The 18248-nt window shown below is 64.4% G+C and carries 16 protein-coding genes and 1 pseudogene; 10 read left to right on the top strand and 7 right to left on the bottom strand.

What is annotated here, in order from left to right:
- Positions 1–2: 2 nt before the first annotated feature.
- Positions 3–1850, top strand: coding sequence for an ABC transporter ATP-binding protein/permease (locus AB0H22_RS23540; RefSeq protein WP_180751229.1), 1848 nt, complete (start codon positions 3–5; stop codon positions 1848–1850).
- A 317-nt stretch (positions 1851–2167) separates the two neighbouring features.
- Positions 2168–3403 carry a hypothetical protein gene (locus AB0H22_RS23535; protein ID WP_358149477.1) on the top strand — a complete coding sequence of 412 codons (1236 nt, stop codon included), beginning with the start codon at positions 2168–2170 and terminating at the stop codon, positions 3401–3403.
- Here AB0H22_RS23535 and AB0H22_RS23530 read toward each other — a convergent pair.
- The 7 genes from AB0H22_RS23530 to AB0H22_RS23500 form a co-directional block, all read right to left on the bottom strand.
- Positions 3357–3959, bottom strand: a complete 603-nt coding sequence (locus AB0H22_RS23530; RefSeq protein WP_180751231.1) for a DUF1707 domain-containing protein — start codon at positions 3957–3959, stop codon at positions 3357–3359. The genes AB0H22_RS23535 and AB0H22_RS23530 overlap by 47 nt on opposite strands.
- Positions 3960–4045: 86 nt before the next feature.
- Positions 4046–4849 (bottom strand): enoyl-CoA hydratase family protein, encoded by an 804-nt coding sequence (locus AB0H22_RS23525; protein WP_180751232.1) that lies wholly within the window; start codon positions 4847–4849, stop codon positions 4046–4048.
- A 16-nt stretch (positions 4850–4865) separates the two neighbouring features.
- The gene (locus tag AB0H22_RS23520; RefSeq protein WP_180751233.1) at positions 4866–6047 is read right to left on the bottom strand and encodes an acyl-CoA dehydrogenase family protein; all 1182 of its coding nucleotides are present in this window, start codon (positions 6045–6047) and stop codon (positions 4866–4868) included.
- On the bottom strand, positions 6044–8068 hold the full coding sequence (locus AB0H22_RS23515; RefSeq protein ID WP_358149473.1) for a biotin carboxylase N-terminal domain-containing protein: 2025 nt from the start codon (positions 8066–8068) through the stop codon (positions 6044–6046). The genes AB0H22_RS23520 and AB0H22_RS23515 overlap by 4 nt, the downstream gene beginning before the upstream one ends.
- Positions 8069–8081: 13 nt before the next feature.
- Positions 8082–9671, bottom strand: a complete 1590-nt coding sequence (locus tag AB0H22_RS23510; RefSeq protein WP_358149599.1) for a carboxyl transferase domain-containing protein — start codon at positions 9669–9671, stop codon at positions 8082–8084.
- 2 nt (positions 9672–9673) lie between these two features.
- Entirely contained in the window at positions 9674–10822 is a 1149-nt protein-coding gene (locus AB0H22_RS23505) for an acyl-CoA dehydrogenase family protein (RefSeq protein WP_358149471.1), read from the bottom strand.
- Entirely contained in the window at positions 10819–12528 is a 1710-nt protein-coding gene (locus AB0H22_RS23500; RefSeq protein WP_358149468.1) for an acyclic terpene utilization AtuA family protein, read from the bottom strand. The genes AB0H22_RS23505 and AB0H22_RS23500 overlap by 4 nt, the downstream gene beginning before the upstream one ends.
- A 174-nt stretch (positions 12529–12702) precedes the next feature.
- Between AB0H22_RS23500 and AB0H22_RS23495 the strand changes: the two genes are divergently transcribed.
- The 8 genes and pseudogenes from AB0H22_RS23495 to AB0H22_RS23460 form a co-directional block, all read left to right on the top strand.
- Positions 12703–12927, top strand: a complete 225-nt coding sequence (locus AB0H22_RS23495; protein WP_358149466.1) for a hypothetical protein — start codon at positions 12703–12705, stop codon at positions 12925–12927.
- Between the two features lie 198 nt (positions 12928–13125).
- Positions 13126–13299 (top strand): 50S ribosomal protein L32, encoded by a 174-nt coding sequence (gene rpmF, locus AB0H22_RS23490; RefSeq protein WP_078297068.1) that lies wholly within the window; start codon positions 13126–13128, stop codon positions 13297–13299.
- Positions 13300–13366: 67 nt separating this feature from the next.
- Positions 13367–14053, top strand: a complete 687-nt coding sequence (locus AB0H22_RS23485) for a response regulator transcription factor (protein WP_180751239.1) — start codon at positions 13367–13369, stop codon at positions 14051–14053.
- Positions 14054–14073: 20 nt separating this feature from the next.
- Complete coding sequence (locus AB0H22_RS23480) at positions 14074–15609, top strand: HAMP domain-containing sensor histidine kinase (RefSeq protein WP_180751240.1); 1536 nt, start codon at positions 14074–14076, stop codon at positions 15607–15609.
- 41 nt (positions 15610–15650) lie between these two features.
- Complete coding sequence (locus AB0H22_RS23475; protein ID WP_180751241.1) at positions 15651–16985, top strand: trypsin-like peptidase domain-containing protein; 1335 nt, start codon at positions 15651–15653, stop codon at positions 16983–16985.
- A 35-nt stretch (positions 16986–17020) separates the two neighbouring features.
- Positions 17021–17518, top strand: a complete 498-nt coding sequence (locus AB0H22_RS23470) for a molybdopterin-binding protein (protein ID WP_180751242.1) — start codon at positions 17021–17023, stop codon at positions 17516–17518.
- A 4-nt stretch (positions 17519–17522) separates the two neighbouring features.
- Entirely contained in the window at positions 17523–17726 is a 204-nt protein-coding gene (locus tag AB0H22_RS23465; RefSeq protein ID WP_358149461.1) for a hypothetical protein, read from the top strand.
- 304 nt (positions 17727–18030) lie between these two features.
- A pseudogene (locus tag AB0H22_RS23460) lies at positions 18031–18248 on the top strand (porin); the annotation flags it as partial.

The following is an 18248-nucleotide window of genomic DNA, read 5'->3' as shown; positions in this document are numbered from 1 at the left end:
CAATGGTTCAGCCCAGTATCGATTGGTCGGGCGAGCTGTTGCGCTCGCTGTTGTGGACGCTGCAGGCATGGGCGATCACCATGGTCGCCTTTGTCGCGGTGGCCTTTCTCATCGCTAGATTCACCCGGTGGGGTCAGCAGTTCTGGCGGGTCAACGCGCCCTTCTTCTGGGGTCGGGAGAGTCTGCGTACCTGGCCACTGCTGGCGTTCATGGTGTGGCACACCGTGTATGCGGCGCGAGTGGTGGTGATCTTCACCTACCAGTACCGGGACCTGATGAATGCCTTGCAGGTTGGTTCCGAGGCGCTGGTCACCCACGATGCGGCAAAGCTGGAGGATGCGCGTCAGGCGTTCTTCAGCTCCTTTGCGATCAGCGGCGTCCTGGTGGCGCTCACGGTGACGTACACCGTGGTCGATCTGTTTCTGCGGCGGGTGTTCGCCATTCGGTGGCGGGTATGGCTCAATACGCGGTTGGTCGACGACTGGATGGCCAAGGATGCGTTCTACCGCAACCGTTTTCTGGACACTCCGGTGGAGAACCCCGACCAGCGCATCCAGATCGATATCGAGACCCACACCACCAAATCGGTGGACCTGACCCTTGGGGCGATCAGCAAGACGCTGCTCATCGTCATGTTCACCGGTGTGCTGTGGCAGCTCTCGGGGCCCTTGCAGCTGTGGGGCTTCGAGATTCCGCGGGCCATGGTGATCGTGGCGTACGTCTTCTCCATCGCGGTGACCGTCATCGCGTTCTGGATTGGGCGGCCGCTGGTGCGGCTGAACTTTCTCAACGAGAGATTCAGCGCGAGCTTCCGTTACGCACTCGTACGACTACGTGACAGCGCCGAGCGGGTTGCCTTCTATCGCGGCGGTGAACGCGAACGCCTGCTGCTGCATTCACGGTTCAGCCAGATCATCTCCAACATGTGGCACATCGTGTTCGCGCAACTTCGGCTCAACGGCTGGAATCGTGGTGTCGGTGACGTAACGACGGGGATGATCCCGTACATCGTGCAGGCGCCACGGTTCTTCGCGGGTCAGATTAAGATCGGTGATCTGTTGCAAACAGTTGGTGCGTTCGGGAGTGTTTGTGGGGCAATGCAATTCTTCCGAGACAGCTATGACGAGTTCACCGTGTATCGGGCCGCCCTGCTGCGAATCGACCAGATGCTGGACAGTGATCACCGTGCCCGCGAGCTGCCGCGAATCGATGTGGCGGACGCGGAGGATGCCCTGACTCTCACGGATGTTCAGGTCCGCGATCTGCAGGGACTGGACATGATTGCAAACCTGAATCTGGCGCTGCCCCCGGGTGGCAGCGTCGTGGTGAAGGGGCCGTCGGGATGCGGGAAGACCACCCTGTTGCGCAGCCTGGCCCAGCTGTGGCCGCAGGCATCGGGTTTGGTGGCCAGACCCAGCGGTTGGGACACATTGTTCCTGCCTCAGCTGCCCTACCTCCCGCTGGGGGATCTGCGTGCCACGGTGGTGTACCCCCTGCCGGTGGAGGACGTTTCGAAGGAGCATTTGATGCAGACCCTGCGTGACGTCGCCCTCGGGCACCTGACCGCGCGGCTCGATGAGGAGGCAGATTGGGCCTCCGTGCTGTCACTGGGGGAGCAGCAACGCGTGTCCTTCGCGCGGGTGCTGCTGGTCCGCCCGAAGGTGGTGTTCCTCGATGAGTCCACCTCGGCGTTGGATGAGGGCCTGGAGGACGCGATGTATGCCCTGGTGCGGGAGCGGTTGCCCGATTGCGTGATCGTCAGCGTCGGGCATCGATCCACGATCGACCGCCATCATCAATCACGGCTGCAGCTCACCGGCGGCGGTTCCTGGAAACTATCGACGGTGTGAATCCCGCAGAGTGGGAACTTCTGGTGACCGTCGTGCGACTGATGTAGTGACGGCGCCTGCGGGCTGGGCGCGCGTCCACTGCGGTGGCGCCACGCGACGGATGTCACCACGGTGTTTCTGCTGCTCTTCTGTTGAGTTGGGCAGTTAACCGCCGATGAAAGGATCACCATGCGCGATATTGCTGTAGAGATCGTTGTCGAGGATGACGAGATCGTCGCTGCGACGGAAATGGTTGCCAGCCACTAACAGTGGAGCCCGGGCGTGGGCGACCGAGCCACTGGTCGCGCACGCCCGGGCGCAAACATGGAGGCAGAGAAGTGTTCGTCAATGACCCCCGATGGCGACAGTTCGTCGCCGACCACGGCCCTCGTTACGAGGAAACAATCTTCTTACCCGCGCTGGTCTCGGACCCTAACGCGATCGCGGACCGGATAGCGGCGGCGGTTGCCGCGGCGACCGCCACGAACGGAAAAGGACTACGGCTGCGCGGTTTCCGGGGCAGCGAGTTCGATTTCAAGCTGACCGAGCGGCTCTCACGCACCGCGCCGCAGGACGGGCAGTCGTTGACCGAGTGGCTCGCCGACAACGCTGAAGACCGCCCTGCGTGCGTCGCCATCAACGACGTGTCCTCGTGGGATCTGGGGCTTGCCGCACTGGCGCAGTCGGTGGTGCGCAGCCTTGTTCCTGGCCGGGATTTGGTCTCAGGCGCGGATATCTACACATTTATTGCCGATGTGGAATGGACGCCCTTCGGAATCCACAAGGACGACGAACCGTCGCTGATCTTCCATCTGGGCCCCGGCGTCAAGGAGCTGTGGGTGTGGCCCGCCGATGGAATTGACCGGCATCAGTTGTTCGAGAACCCATCGTTGGGGCGAGTGTCGTTCGACTTCGACCGACTGCTTCCCGGTGCGAGCCGGTACACCCTGCGACCGGGCGACTTCGTATGCATTCCCCGGGGGCACTACCACCTGTTCCGCAACGAGGGCCGCTCGATGTTCCTGGGGGTCACGCTCTTTCCGGCCGACGCCCGGAAATCGTTCTCAGACTTGATGATCGACCACGTCGGCGCAAGGCTCGACGCGGCGGATGAGCCGTGCAGCTTCGATGATGTCCGGCGGTTGGTGATGGAGACGCTCCGCGATCCCGAGACGCTATCCGGACTGTCGACCACCGTGGAATTGGCGGCGGCGAAACAGCGCACCACCGGGTATCTGCGGCCGCCGAAGGTGGCGGCCCTGCGTGCCGGTGATCCTCCCGCCGATGCCACCTTCGGCTGGGCGTACCCCGGGGTGGTGGAGTCCGTGGTCGGAGCCGGCCGCAGCCACTTACTGGCCCGTGGTCGGGATATCGCGTTCGGTGAGGTTGTGGACCTTGACGAAGTTCTAGCGCTCGTCGGGGAGTTCACCCTGGATGATCTTGACGCCGCCCTAGCGGCGGGAATCGATGTCGATCGGCGCCGGCAGGTGGTGAAAGCACTGTGGCGCTTCGGCGCTCTGGATCTGGTTAACGCTCTTCCAGCGACTCGCGCCGCTTGCGCCGCTTCCGCTTGACGTTCACGCCACCCCACAGCGAGAACCCCTTGACCGTCACATGCGGTGCGCCCTGCACGCCACTGCCACTCGCCGAGTGATCGAAGCCACCCATCACGGCGACGCCCGTGACTTCCACGTTGAGCTCCGGCGGCAACAGGATCGTCTGCCCGCCCATAATGGAGAAGGAACGGATCTCGACCTCACTGGAGGTGAAGTCGGCGTAGCGCAGGTCCAGCACGCCGCCACCCCATAGCGCGAACGAGGTGAGCTTGCTAGGAACGTTCCAGCGGCCACGGCGCTCGAAGCCACTCATGATCGCCATGAGAACTGTCGCGGGTGCTGGCTTGCTGCCTTGGCCCCTAACCTGGGATGTGGCAACGGCAGGAAGGTCCGCACTGAGCTGATCAAGCTCACCATATGTGTTTGCTGAGTACACTTTTGCGAGGCGCTCTTCGAACTCGGAGAGCTCCAGCCGACCCTGCGCGGCAGCATCAGATAACAGCTGTGCGACGCGCATACGATCGGCGTCCGCGGCCCGCATCGACGCGGTAACCCGCTCAGGGAGGTTGCTCATCATCGCCGAGCCTACGACGAACTGCGCTTAAAGGCACGCGGTTCAATAGTGTTGCTCAGCGCACTACGTCTGTAGTGCTGCATGGTTCACACCTGCCAGGCGGGAGGACGCTTCTGCAGGAATGCCAACATGCCCTCTTGTGCCTCCGGCGACACGAACAATCGCGCCGAGGTTTCCGTCAACTCGTCGGCACGCGCATCGAAATCGGCGAGTATCGGCGCGGTGGTGAGCTTCTTGGACTCGGCGAGCCCCTGCGGCGAACCGAGCGCGATGTCATCCACCAATGAGGTGACCGCGGCCTCTACAGCCTCGGAACTGTCGACGGACTTGGTCACCAAACCGATTTCGGCGGCCACCCGTGCATCGAACTTCTCGCCGGTGACGAAATAGCGCGCCGCTGCCCGGCCGGTGAGCCGGGGCAGCAGCGTCAGCGAGATGATCGACGGAGCCACTCCGATGCGTGCCTCGGTCAGTGCGAAGGTGCTATCCGGTCCCGCGACCGCGATATCCGCGGCGCCCACCAAACCGAAACCACCGGCGCGCACATGGCCGTTGACGGCGATGATGACGGGCAGCGGCAGCTCCAGAATGTCGCGTAACAGCGCGGTCAGCTGGCCGGCCCGATCCTTGGCAATGTCCTGGGGATCGGTGCTGCCGGATGGGGCCGCTGAGCTTTCCGACAGATCGGCACCCGCGCAGAAGGTGTTGCCGGTGTGGCTGAGCACCACGGCCCGCACCGTCTTGTCGGCCGCGGCCCGCTTCAGTCCGTCCCGTAATTGCAGCACCAACCCGCTGGACAACGCATTGCGGTTGTGCGGCGAGTCAAGCGTTAGGCGGGCCGCGCGGCCTTCTACCTCGTACTGGACCAGAGTCTCGGATTCTTTCGCCATTCGGCGGGTCCTTTCCTTAGTACGAACGGGGCAGGCCGAGGGATGTCTGCGCGACGAAGTTGAGGATCATCTCCCGGCTTACCGGTGCGATGCGCCCGAACCGTGACAGATTCAGCAGCGGTGCCACCCCGTACTCGGTGGTCAACCCGTTGCCGCCCAAGGACTGTACGGCGCGGTCGGCGGCGCGGCATGCCACATCGGCGGCGGCGTACTTGGCCATATTGGCAGCCTCTGCCGCACCCCAGTCGTCACCGCAGTCGTACAGAGTGGCGGCCTTCTGCATCATCAGCTTGGACAGCTCCAGTTCGACCTTGATCTCGGCGAGCGGGTGCGCGATGGCCTGGTGCGCACCGATGGGTGTCTTCCATACCTGGCGGGTCTTCACGTAGTCGGTAGCCTTGCCGAGCGCCAGCCGGGTGAGGCCGACGCCACTGGCGGCTCCCATGATCCGCTCCGGATTGAGACCCGCGAACAGCTGCATGAGGGCGGCGTCCTCGGATCCGACGAGGGCGTTACCGGGTACCCGCACATCGTCGAGGAACACCTGGAACTGCTGTTCGGCCAATGTCAGCTGCATATCGATCGGGGTGTACTCGAATCCCTTGGTGTCGGTGGGCACCACGAAGAGCGCGGGCTTGAGCTTGCCGGTCTTGGCCTCCTCGGTGCGGGCCACCACGAGAACCGCGTTCGCCTCGTTGACACCTGAGATGAAGACCTTGCGCCCATTGAGAATCCAGTCGCCACCGTCGCGCTTGGCGGTGGTGATGATGTTGTGCGAGTTGGATCCGGCATCGGGCTCGGTGATGGCGAAGGCCATGGTGAAGGTGCCATCGGCCATCGCCGGGAGCCAATTCTTCTTCTGCTCCTCGGTGCCGTACCGGGCGATGATGGTGGCATTGATGGCGGGGGAGACGACCATCATCAGCAGCGCGCATCCGGCTGCCGAGAGTTCCTCGAACACCAGCGACAGCTCGTACATGCCAGCGCCGCCGCCGCCGTACTCCTCGGGGATATTGACGCCCAGGAAGCCGAGCTTCCCTGCCTCATTCCACAATTCGGTCAAGGGGGTATGGGTCTTGGCCTTCTCCAGGTAGTACTCGTGACCGTAGTTGGAAGCCAGGGCGGCTACCGCCTGGCGGAGCGCCTTGCGTTCGTCGGACTCGGTATAGGGATTGGTTTGGGTAGCGGTGCTGCTCATGCTGGCTCTCCTTCGTTGGCGGCATCGGTGGATGCAAGTTGGGCGAGTACCGTGCCGAGCTCGACTTGTTGTCCCGGTTCGACATTGAGGCTTTCGATGACACCGTCAGCGGGCGCGGTGATGGTGTGCTCCATCTTCATGGCCTCCAGCCAGACGATGGGCGTGCCCGCGGAGACGATGTCGCCAACAGCAGCACCCACCCGCAGCACCACACCCGGCATCGGCGCGATGAGCGAGCCCGCGGCCACCTCAGTACTGGGATCGGTGAACCGGGGCACCACGGTGAGTGCCACCGGGCCGAGCGGTGAATCGACGTCGACGGTTTCGCCGTAGCGGGCGATATCAAAGCCCCGTCGAACCCCGTCGATGACCAAGATCACGTGATCGGGTGTGGCCGATACCAACTCGATGGCAGGCCATTCCCCGTCGAGCTCCAGGCAGGTCCGGGCAAGGCGGTACCGCACATCGATGGTGCTTTCGCCTGCTGCGTATTCCTTGGTCTGGTATCCGGATACGAGGTTGCGCCAGCCGCTGGGCAGATCGCCGCAAACTCCCGAAGAGCGGGCTGCGGAGCGGTTCGCGGCCGCATCGGCAAGCGCCGCCGCGAGGGCTGAATACTGTTGCGCCGCTTCATCGGCCAAGGGTTTGGCGAGGGTATCGAGCCCATGCTTGTTCAGGAACGACGTGTCGGTGTCGCCGTCGAGGAACGCCGGGTGCCGCAGCACGTTGACCAGCAGATCGCGATTGGTGGTCAGGCCGTGCAGGCGGGTGCGCTCCAAGGTCGATGCCAGCAGCCGCGAGGCTTCGGTGCGTGTCGGTGCCACCGCGATGACCTTGGCGAGCATCGGGTCGTAATGCACCGACACCACACTGCCGCCGACGATGGTCGAGTCCAGGCGGATCCCGTTGGTTCCCGGGTGCCCGGGAACATGGAACTGCGCGACGGAGCCCGGTGCTGTGTCTGGCAGGCAAAATGTGTGCACGGTGCCGCTTTGTGGCTGCCACCCTGCCGCGGGATTCTCCGCGTACAGGCGCGCTTCGATCGAATGCCCGTGAATGGCAGGAGGTTCGGCGGGCAGCTCGGCACCGTCGGCTACCTGGATCTGCAATGCCACCAGGTCCAGGCCTGTGGTGCATTCGGTGACCGGGTGCTCCACCTGCAGGCGTGTGTTCATCTCCAGGAAGAAGAACTCCCCGTCCTCGGTGGCCAAGAACTCCATGGTTCCCGCGCCGACGTATCCGATGGCCGCCGCGGCGGTGCGCGACGCCTCGAACAGGTGCTCCCGCATACCGGCGATCCGAGTCACCAGCGGGGAGGGGGCCTCTTCGATGACCTTTTGGTGGCGGCGCTGGATGGAGCATTCGCGCTCTCCCACGGCCCACACCGTGCCGTGGGTATCGGCCATCACCTGTACCTCGATGTGGCGGCCGGTGCCCAGGTAGCGCTCGCAGAAGACCGTCGGATCACCGAACGCCGATTGGGCTTCCCGCTGTGCGGCAGCGATTTCGTGTGGCAGGTCAGCAAGTTTGTCGACAACTCGCATGCCGCGCCCACCGCCGCCGGCGGAGGCCTTGACGAGCACCGGCAGCTGATCGGCGGTGACCGTATCCGGGTCGAGTTGCCCCAGCACCGGTACACCGGCAGCGTCCATGAGCTTCTTGGACTCGATCTTCGAACCCATTGACTCGATGGCCGCGACGGGCGGGCCGATCCAGCTGAGGCCGGCATCGGCCACAGCCCGAGCGAAAGCCGCATTCTCGGAGAGGAATCCGTAGCCGGGGTGGATGGCGTCGGCACCGGTGGCCTTGGCCGCGGCGATGATCAGTTCACCGCGCAGATAGGTGTCGGCGCTGGAGGTGCCGGGCAGATGGACTGCGGCATCGGCCTCGGATACATGTGGGCTGTCGGCGTCGGCGTCCGAGTAGACGGCGACCGTGCCCAGGCCGAGTTTGCGACAGGTGGCGAAGACGCGGCGAGCGATCTCACCACGGTTGGCGACAAGTACGGAGGTGATAGTCATCTGATTCTTAACCTCACATCCGGAAGACGCCGAAGTTCGACGTCCCCTCGATCGGTCCATTGGCGATGGCAGACAGGCACATACCTAGTACGGCCCGGGTGTCGCGGGGATCGATGACCCCGTCGTCGTAGAGCCGCCCGGACATGAACATGGGCAGTGACTCGGCTTCGATCTGCGCCTCGATGGCAGCCCGCATAGCAGCGTCGGCGTCCTCGTTGACGGCCTGGCCGCGTGCCGCCGCGGCGGCACGGCTCACAATGGAGATGACACCGGCCAGCTGGGTGCCGCCCATCACCGCTGATTTGGCGCTGGGCCACGCGAACAGGAAGCGGGGATCGTAGGCGCGGCCGCACATGCCGTAATGCCCGGCGCCGTACGAGGCGCCGACGATCAGGGACAGATGTGGCACCGTCGAGTTGGACACGGCATTGATCATCATCGACCCGTGCTTGATCATCCCACCCTCTTCGTATTCCTTGCCCACCATGTATCCAGTGGTGTTGTGCACGAAAAGAAGTGGCGTATTGGTCCGGTTGGCCAGCTGGATGAACTGGGTGGCTTTCTGCGATTCCTCGCTGAACAGCACACCGCGCGCATTGGCGAGGATGCCAATCGGATATCCGTGTAGACGCGCCCATCCGGTGACCAACGACGAGCCGTACTGCTCCTTGAATTCGTCGAACTCGGAACCGTCGACGATGCGGGCGATGATCTCGCGCGGATCGAACGGGATGCGCAGATCTCCGGGAACGATGCCGAGGAGCTCCTCCTGGTCGGCGATCGGTTCGATCACCGCCGCGGGCGTGGGACCCTTCTTGACCCAGTTCAGGTGCGACACGATCTGCCGCCCAAGACGCACCGCATCCTGCTCGTCGACGGCCAGGTAATCGCCCAAACCGGAAATACGGGAGTGCATTTCGGCACCGCCCAGGGATTCGTCATCCGATTCCTCGCCGGTGGCCATCTTGACCAACGGGGGACCGGCCAAGAAGACCTTGGAGCGTTCCTTGATCATCACCACGTGGTCCGACATGCCTGGGATGTAGGCGCCACCGGCGGTCGAGTTTCCGAACACCAGGGCGATCGTGGGGATGCCCGCCGCCGAGAGCCGGGTGAGGTCGCGGAACATCTGCCCGCCGGGTACGAATACTTCCTTCTGGGTGGGCAGGTCGGCACCGCCGGACTCCACCAGCGAGATCACGGGTAGGCGATTCCGGAAGGCAACATCATTGGCCCGCAGTACTTTACGCAACGTCCAGGGGTTGCTTGTGCCGCCCTTGACGGTGGGGTCGTTGGCCACGATCATGCACTCGACGCCTTCGACCACGCCGATGCCGGTCACCAGTGAGGCACCGACGGTGAAGTCGCTACCCCAGGCCGCGAGCGGGCACAGCTCCAGGAACGGGGAATCGGGGTCGATCAACAGCTCGATGCGCTCACGCGCCAGCAGCTTGTCGCGTTCATGATGGCGGGCGACGTACTTGGCACCGCCACCTGCGAGGGCCTTGGCGGTTTCGGCACTGACCTCGGCCAATTTGGTTGTCATGGCTTCGGCCGCGGCGATGTACTCGGGGGAGCCGGTGTTGACGGCGGTACGAAGGATGGTCACGACTGGTACCCCAGGAGCTTGGCGGCCAGCGAGGTGAGGATCTCGGTGGTGCCGCCACCGATGCCGATGATGCGCATATCGCGGTACTGGCGTTCGATCTCGCTCTCGGTCATGTAGCCCATACCGCCGAACAGCTGGACGCCCTGGTTGGCTACCCACTCTCCGGCCTCGACGGCGGTGTTCTTGGCGAAGCACACCTCGGCGATCAGATTTGTCTCGCCCGCGATCGCGCGGTCCACGAGGGCATGGGTGTAGACCCGCGCCACGTCGGTCCTGCGTGCCATCTCCGCGAGCGTGTTCTGCACAGACTGCCGGGAGATAAGGGGGCGACCGAAGGTCTCCCGGTCCCGACACCACTGCACGGTGAGGTCCAGGCAGCGCTGCGCGCTGGAATACGCCTGGGCGGCAAGGCCGATGCGCTCGGAGACGAAGGCCCCGGCGATCTGCGCGAAGCCGGTGTTCTCGCCGCCCACCAGATTCTCGGCGGGTACGCGTGCATCGGTGAAGGACAGCTCGGCGGTATCCGAGGAGCGCCAGCCCATCTTGTCGAGCTTGCGCGCGACTTCAAAACCTGGAGTATCCCGGTCCACCAGCAGCAGCGACACCCCTGCCGCACCCGGTCCGCCGGTACGCACCGCGGTCACCACATAGTCGGCGCGCACCCCGGAGGTGATGAAGGTCTTGGAGCCGTTGACGATGTAATGGTCGCCGTCTCGCTTGGCTGACGTGGCCAGATGTCCCACATCGGATCCACCACCGGGTTCGGTGATGGCCAGGGAGCCAATGAGATCACCTCGCAGGGTGGGCTTCACATAGGTGTCGATGAGCCGCTGGTCGCCGGAGGCGATCATGTGCGGTGTGGAGATCCCGCAGGTGAATAGTGAGGCAAATACACCACCGGGCACACCGGCGTAATGCAGTTCTTCGCACACGATCACCGGGTCGATGGCATCGCCACCGCCACCGCCCGCCTCCTCTGGGGCGCCCGGTCCGAGCAGTCCCAGATCGCCCGCCTTGCGGTGCAATTCGCGGGGGATCAGCCCTTCGCGCTCCCACTCGTTGACATGGGGCAGAATCTCGCGCTCGGCGAAGTCGCGCACCGTCTCCCGAAGCGCCTTGCGCTCCGGGCTGTTCCACTGACTCACTGTTGTGTCTCCTCTAGGAGCGATTCGGGGATATCGATCTCACGTGAACGGAGCCATTCGCCAATGCCCTTGGCCTGCGGGTCAAAGCGGGCCTGGTAGGCCACGCCCTTGCCGAGGATGCCCTGGATGACGAAGTTCACGGCCCGCAGTTTGGGTAGCAGGTAGCGCGCGACTTCCAGGTGCTCGGTCTCCGGTAGCAGCTCCCGCAGCGCATCGACCGTCAATGCGTTTGCAAGCCAACGGTATTCCTCGTCGGTGCGCACCCAGACGCCAACATTGGCGCTACCGCCCTTGTCGCCGCTGCGCGCACCGGCGATGGTGCCCAACGGGACCCGTCGTACCGGCTCGGCAGGTAGCGGTTCGGGCAATGCGGCGGCGGGCGCCTCCGCCAGCGGCTGGGTCTGCGTCGCCTGCGCGATATCAACCCGGCTGCCGTCGGCCAGTACCGCGATATGCGGAACCTTCACGGCGGGAACGTATCCCGGGGTAAACACGCCGTACGGCTCGCCATCCTTGGGTTGGGTGGTGACGTGGAAACCGGGGAAGCTGGCCAGGGCCAGCTCCACAACAGCATTGGAGAACTGGCGGCCCACCTTGTTGGGATCCGAATCGCGGACCACGACGCGCAGTAGCGCGCTCGCGGCCTCTTCGGTGTCGGCGTTCGGGTGATCGGTGCGCGCGAGCGTCCACTGGATGTCCTCGGGCGCCGTGGACATCGACGACTCCAGCTGCTTGCGGGTGAGGTCGGCTTTGGCGTCGATATCCAGCCCGGTCAGCACGAAGGTCATCTGATTGCGGAATCCGCCCAACGCGTTGAGCGACACCTTGAGATCGGGTGGCGGTGCCTCGCCGGTAACGCCGGAGACGCGCACCCTGTCCGGTGCCTCCTGCGTCAGCTCGATGGTGTCGATGCGCGTGGTGACATCCGGATTGGCGTAGCGAGCACCGGTGATCTCGTACAGCAGCTGCGCTGTCACTGTGCCGACACTGACCGCGCCGCCGGTTCCCGCGTGCTTGGTGATTACCGATGACCCGTCGGCGTACACCTCGGCGAGAGGGAATCCGGCATGCGCGAGGTCTGGGATCTCGGTAAAGAAGGCGTAGTTACCGCCGGTTGCCTGGGTGCCGCATTCGATGATGTGCCCGGCGGCCACGGCCCCGGCGAGCTTGTCGTACTCGTCGCGGCGCCAGCCGAAGTGAGCCGCCGCCGGTCCGACGATCACCGAGGCGTCGGTGACCCGGCCGGTGACCACGATATTGGCACCCGAGTTGACGCATTCGACGATGCCCCAGGCGCCCAGGTAGGCGTTGGCGGTCAGTGGGGCGCCCAGGCCGAGCTCGGTGGCGCGGGGCAGCAGGTCATCGCCCTCGACATGCGCGACCTTGGTGGTGACACCCAGTTTCTCGGCGAGCCCGCGGATCGCATCCGCCAGGCCCGCGGGATTGAGGCCGCCCGCGTTGGCCACGATCGTCACGCCCTTGTCCTGAGCCAGACCCAGGCACTGCTCGAGCTGGCGTAGGAAGGTCTTGGCGTAGCCGCGCTCGGGGGCCTTGGCCCGGTCACGCCCGAGGATCAGCATCGTCAGCTCGGCCAGGTAATCGCCGGTCAGGTAGTCGAGTTCACCGCCCGAGAGCATCTCGTGCATGGCCGAGATCCGGTCACCGTAGAAGCCTGAACAGTTGCCGATCCGAACTGGAGAAGTCACCGAGCTCTTCCTTTCGGGATGTCCTTATTAGGAATGCCGCGCCCAGTGACACAGGCCACCATGGCGCTCGTGCGCTGTTAAGTTACCCCACCGTCGGAAACGTCAATCAGTGGGTCCAACCAAGTGGTTGGTCAGATCTTTGTGGCGCATTTTTACCCGCACCTACCAGCCGAAATGTGGGATTCCATTGCAGACCCCGATACCTGGTGGATTCATCCCCTCGGGTTCGCGTTGGTCGTCGGGAACCGCTTCACCCTCCGCCGGCAGATAGTCCTGGGCACCGGGAGTATCGGCAGATACGACTGCGCGGTCGTGGCAGTCGACCCGTGCGGGAGGTTCACCTTCCGCCTGCAGCGGCCCGGCGATATCGTCGACCGGAAGGAGCGGATCCTGCCGTGATTGGTGGACGGGATCTGTGATGTGTGCGCAGGGCGGATCGGCCTCAGTGGCCTGATCACACACCCAGTTGGGGAGCGAATTTGCAGCTCATGCCAGCTACCGGCTATCGTATGTTGATTGTCGCTCGCTGCGCCCGACATGTTCGCGCGGCGCGGGCGAATGACACACAAACCTGAGAATTAAGGAGAGGGCTCAAACATGGCCGTCCCCAAGCGGAGAATGTCCCGCTCCAACACCCGTAGTCGGCGTGCGCAGTGGAAGGCCACCGCCACTGAGCTGGTGAACGTCACTGTCGGCGGACAGAACCACAAGGTTCCCCGTCGTCTGCTCAAGGCTGCGCGCCTCGGGCTCATCGATTTCGACCGTCGCTGAACGCTGCGCGAGCTGATTCTCAGGCTTCCTCAGTAATATCTCAGCCGCACGGTTAACACTGGTGCCTGTGCGAATTCTTGTAGTCGATGACGATCGTGCGGTGCGCGAGTCGTTACGACGGTCCCTGTCCTTCAATGGCTATTCGGTAGCCCTCGCCGAAGACGGTGTCGATGCGCTGAACGTCATCGCCAACGATCGTCCCGATGCGCTGGTTCTCGACGTGATGATGCCCAAGCTCGACGGTCTTGAGGTGTGCCGCCGGCTGCGCAGCACCGGAGACGATCTGCCGATTCTGGTATTGACTGCCCGCGACTCGGTATCCGAGCGGGTGGCCGGTCTGGATGCGGGCGCAGACGACTACCTCCCTAAGCCCTTCGCGCTCGAGGAACTTCTTGCCCGGATGCGTGCCCTGCTGCGCCGGAGGACCGTCGACGAATCAGCGGACGCTGCCATGCTGAGCTTCGGTGACCTCACGCTCGACCCTGTCACCCGCGAAGTGCACCGCGGCACCCGGTCGATCAGCCTGACGCGCACCGAATTCGCACTGCTGGAAATGCTCATGGCCAATCCGCGGCGGGTGCTCACGCGCAGCCGGATCCTCGAAGAGGTGTGGGGATTCGACTTCCCGACATCCGGTAACGCACTCGAGGTGTACGTCGGTTATCTGCGGCGCAAGACAGAAGCCGAAGGGGAGCTCCGGCTCATCCACACCGTCCGCGGTGTCGGCTATGTGCTTCGGGAGACCCCTCCGTAATCCCCATGGCGACACTAAGGATGCGTAGACCAACTTCCGCTCTGTTCTCACCGCTGCGGGCCACCAGCTCATCGGTATCGCTGCGCTGGCGCGTGATGCTGCTCGCCATGTCGATGGTGGCCATGGTCGTGGTGCTCATGGCCGTTGCTTCCTATCTATTGGTGTCGACGGCGTTGTATCGCGATGTCGACAAGCAGCTCAACGATCGCGCCAACCTGCTCATCGGTAGCGGGTTGTTGTCGGTGGACCCACGCCGCGCCATCGAGGGCACCGCGTATTCGGCGGACGTCAACGCCAAACTGATCTTCCCGGGGCTCATCACGTTCTCGGCCACCCAGCAGGGACAGACCATTCCCTACGGTGCGCCCGAGCAGGCGGTGACTCGCGGCGAGCTGGATCAGTCGCTGCGCACCGTTAATCACCAACGCGTGCTTGCCCTCCGGCTCGACAATGGCAGCACGCTAATCATGGCGAAATCGCTCGACCCCACCGATACGGTGCTGCGGCGGCTGGGCTGGGTGCTGCTGATCGTCGGCGGCGTGGGTGTCGCGGTGGCAGCTGCGGCCGGAGCCATGGTGGCCGGCACCGGGTTGCGTCCGGTGGCCAGGCTTACCGATGCCGCCGAGCGGGTGGCAAGAACCGACGACCTGAGACCCATTGCCGTCACCGGCAGCGACGAACTGGCACGACTCACAGTCAGTTTCAACACGATGTTGCGCGCACTGGCAGAGTCGCGAGACCGCCAGGCACGGCTGGTGACCGACGCAGGCCATGAGCTGCGCACCCCGTTGACCTCGCTGCGCACCAATACGGAGCTGCTGATGGCCTCGATGCAGCCGGGCGCCCCGCGGCTGCCCGATGAGGAGATGGAGGCGCTGCAGACCGATGTGATGGCCCAGATCGAGGAATTGTCTACGTTGGTGGGCGATTTGGTCGATCTCGCGCGTGGCGACGGCGCCGATATTGTGCACGAGCCGGTGGACCTGGTCGAGGTGGTGGAGGGAACTTTGGAACGAGTTCGCCGCCGCCGCAACGACATCGAATTCGATGTCGTCATGCAGCCCTGGCAGGTGTACGGCGATGCGGCGGGATTGTCACGGGCGGTTCTCAACCTGCTCGACAACGCGGCGAAGTGGAGCCCATCGGGAACTGCGGTGTCGGTGCGGCTGGCCCAGGTTGACGCCGCGCATGCCGAGCTGGTGATTTCCGATCGGGGCCCCGGGATCCCGCCTGCTGAACGTGATCTGGTCTTCGAGCGGTTCTACCGGGCCACCCCGGCCCGGGGAATGCCGGGATCCGGTTTGGGGTTGGCCATTGTGAAACAGGTTGTGCTGAAACATGGTGGTGCCATCAAGGTCGAGGAGACAGAGCCGGGCGCGCTGGTGGACGATAACCCGGCTCCGGGAACGTCAATGCACGTGCTTCTTCCAGGCCGGCCCGGGCACGTCGGGTCTGGAGATATGGGAGACGCGAGCGGGCGCCGGAACTCTGTGCCAAAGACGAGACAGATCTCAGTGGATTCTCAGTCCGCTCCGGCAGCGTGGCACTCGAGCTAGTCGATCTTGAACGCCTATGAAGGACGTGTGAGGAAGCAGCTATGACCAACGACCCCCACGGCAGCTGGGCCTACCGGCCGTCCGGCCCCTACTCCGGGCAACAGGGGCACCAGGCGCCGACCCACCACGCCCAATCCGGTCATCACTACCAGGGACAGCCTTACGGCTACCCGCAGCAGGGGGCCGGCCAGCCGCCGAATCAGCATCGCCCGGCGGGGCAGCCGCCGCGTCAGCAGCAAGCCGAGCAGCCGCGGGGGAGGCGCACCGGCGGGCTCATCGTGGGTGCCGTCGCCCTGGCCGTGGTGTCGGGTGGCCTGGGCGGGACAGTGGGTGCCGTTGTCGCCGACCGCCAGCACAAGTCACCTGCCGTCACCAGCAGTAGTACCGGTCTGACCCCCATCTCGCCCGGGCGCTCGTCGGCCGCGCAGCCGGTCTCCGCGCTACCTGCCGGATCGGTGGAACAGGTTGCGGCCAAGGTGCTTCCGAGCGTCGTCAAGCTGGAAACGATCATGGGGCGGTCGAGCGAGGAGGGATCCGGGGTGATCCTCTCCGCCGATGGCTTGGTGCTCACCAACGCGCATGTCGTCCAGGCGGCCGTGGAGCCCGGCGCCAAGACCACCGCCACCGTCGCGGGCGGAAAGCACTCACCCTTCACCGTGGTCGGGATCGATCCCGCCACGGATATCGCCGTCGTGCGGATCGGCGGAGCCTCGGGTCTGACGCCCGTGGCGATCGGATCTTCCGCGAATCTGGTTGTGGGACAGTCGGTTGTCGCGATCGGTTCCCCGCTTGGCCTCGATGGCACGGTGACCACCGGCATCGTCAGCTCGCTGAACCGCCCGGTGTTCACGGCGGGACAAGCGGGCAACCAGGACACCGTGCTGGACGCCATCCAGACCGATGCCGCCATCAACCCGGGCAACTCCGGTGGCGCCTTGGTCAACCTGAACGGTGAGCTGGTGGGGATCAACTCCGCCATCGCCACCATGGGCGGTGATTCCAGCGGAGAGACGCAGGGCGGATCGATCGGTCTGGGCTTCGCGATCCCGGTCGACCAGGCGAAGCGGATCGCCGATCAGCTCATCGCAAGCGGCCACGCCACCCACGCGTCGCTGGGCGTCCGGGTGGGCAACGAGAAGGAAATCCAGGGTGCCAGGATCGTCGAGGTGGTCGCCGGTGGTGCCGCCGAAAAGGCCGGGATACCCAACGGTTCGGTTGTGACGAAGGTGGACAACCGCGCGGTGAGCAGCGCCGACGGACTTGTCGCGGCCGTGCGATCCAAGGCTCCCGGTGACAAGGTGACGCTGACGTACTCCGACGGCAACGGCGGACCGGAGAAGACGGCCGACGTGATACTGGGTGAGGTCGCCCGATGACTCAGATGTCCGCGCGAGCGGTTACCGTTGCTTCCATGTCAGAGCTTGAGGCGGGACCGGTGGGGCGATCTCTGGTCGTCATTGTCAACGACAGGACGGCGCATGGTGACCAGGACACCACCGGTCCGCTCGTTACCGAGCTGCTCTCCGAGGCCAGAATCGTGGTCGACGGTGTGGTGGCTGTCGAGGGGGACCTGGCTGAGATTCAGAACGCCGTCAATCTCGCGGTCATCGGCGGTGTTGATCTGGTGGTGACCGTGGGTGGCACCGGTGTCACCCCGCGCGATGTCACCCCCGAGGCCACTCAGCCGCTGCTCGACCGTGAGCTGCTCGGCATTGCCGAGGCCATCCGGTCTTCCGGGCTCGCGGCCGGTGTCACCGAGGCAGGTCTGTCGCGTGGAGTGGCGGGCATTTCTGGGAGCACCCTGGTGGTCAACATTGCGGGAACCCGTGCTGCGGTGCGCGACGGGATGGCCACGCTCACGCCGATGGCGATTCAGATCATCGAGCAGCTATCTAGCTTGGAGATCTGACCGGGTGCCGTCCCCTGAGGGCCGTAGATGTGACCTTCACCACGAAAGTGGCGAAGGGGGAACAAGCGCCAGCAATGTGGATATCGAGCAAATTTTTGGCCAGACCATGCCGTCCTTGGGGCCAGATGAACGCGACATGAACGATTCGCACGGCACTCATGAGGGCGATCGGTGGTTGCGCGATAACGTTCCGCCCCACCACCGCTAAGTAATCCCCGCATATAGGACACGTAAATACGGCAGGTGGCAGATCTCCGATACCCATCCGGGGTGACGGTTCCCCCGAAGTCGCCAGCTGTTTCCTGGCAAACCCCTCGTTCACGCAATTGTTAACTCTGGGATGTCTTGGGTTCGGCTAACTTCCGGTTGGTGGGCCTGCCCGGAGTGCGGCGATCTAAGGGTAAACAGAACGCTGGTTCAGATTGCCGCGCCGTCACCGTGCCGATATCGTCCATCCTGTCCGTCGCTTAGGAATTTCTCATGTTCGCCATGAGGAGACTGATAGGAACCGAATGAAGCTGTTGGGCAAGGTATCGGGCGGGGCCCGCCGTGGTGTGTTGGCGGCTGGCGCCTTAGTCATGACTCTTGTTGCTCTCTTTGCGACGGCGGCGACTGCGCAGGCCGGTCTGGATGACGAGCTGACTCTGGTGGATGGCAAGGGGCGCACGCTCAGGGTTCAGCAGTGGGACACCTTCTTGAATGGTGTGTTTCCGTTGGACCGCAACCGCCT

It is taken from the genome of Mycobacterium sp. NPDC050853 (assembly GCF_040653875.1).
Lineage (GTDB): Bacteria > Actinomycetota > Actinomycetes > Mycobacteriales > Mycobacteriaceae > Mycobacterium.
This window is presented reverse-complemented; position numbering and strand designations above follow the sequence as displayed.

Bases quoted from the DNA above. Each gene is read 5' to 3' on its own strand.
- AB0H22_RS23525 (WP_180751232.1), bottom strand. From the start codon at position 4,849: ATGGCGAAAGAATCCGAGACTCTGGTCCAGTACGAGGTAGAAGGCCGC.
- AB0H22_RS23515 (WP_358149473.1), bottom strand. From the start codon at position 8,068: ATGACTATCACCTCCGTACTTGTCGCCAACCGTGGTGAGATCGCTCGC.
- AB0H22_RS23540 (WP_180751229.1), top strand. From the start codon at position 3: ATGGTTCAGCCCAGTATCGATTGGTCGGGCGAGCTGTTGCGCTCGCTG.
- rpmF (WP_078297068.1), top strand. From the start codon at position 13,126: ATGGCCGTCCCCAAGCGGAGAATGTCCCGCTCCAACACCCGTAGTCGG.
- AB0H22_RS23520 (WP_180751233.1), bottom strand. From the start codon at position 6,047: ATGAGCAGCACCGCTACCCAAACCAATCCCTATACCGAGTCCGACGAA.
- AB0H22_RS23470 (WP_180751242.1), top strand. From the start codon at position 17,021: ATGTCAGAGCTTGAGGCGGGACCGGTGGGGCGATCTCTGGTCGTCATT.
- AB0H22_RS23495 (WP_358149466.1), top strand. From the start codon at position 12,703: ATGTGGGATTCCATTGCAGACCCCGATACCTGGTGGATTCATCCCCTC.
- AB0H22_RS23530 (WP_180751231.1), bottom strand. From the start codon at position 3,959: ATGAGCAACCTCCCTGAGCGGGTTACCGCGTCGATGCGGGCCGCGGAC.
- AB0H22_RS23480 (WP_180751240.1), top strand. From the start codon at position 14,074: ATGCGTAGACCAACTTCCGCTCTGTTCTCACCGCTGCGGGCCACCAGC.
- AB0H22_RS23475 (WP_180751241.1), top strand. From the start codon at position 15,651: ATGACCAACGACCCCCACGGCAGCTGGGCCTACCGGCCGTCCGGCCCC.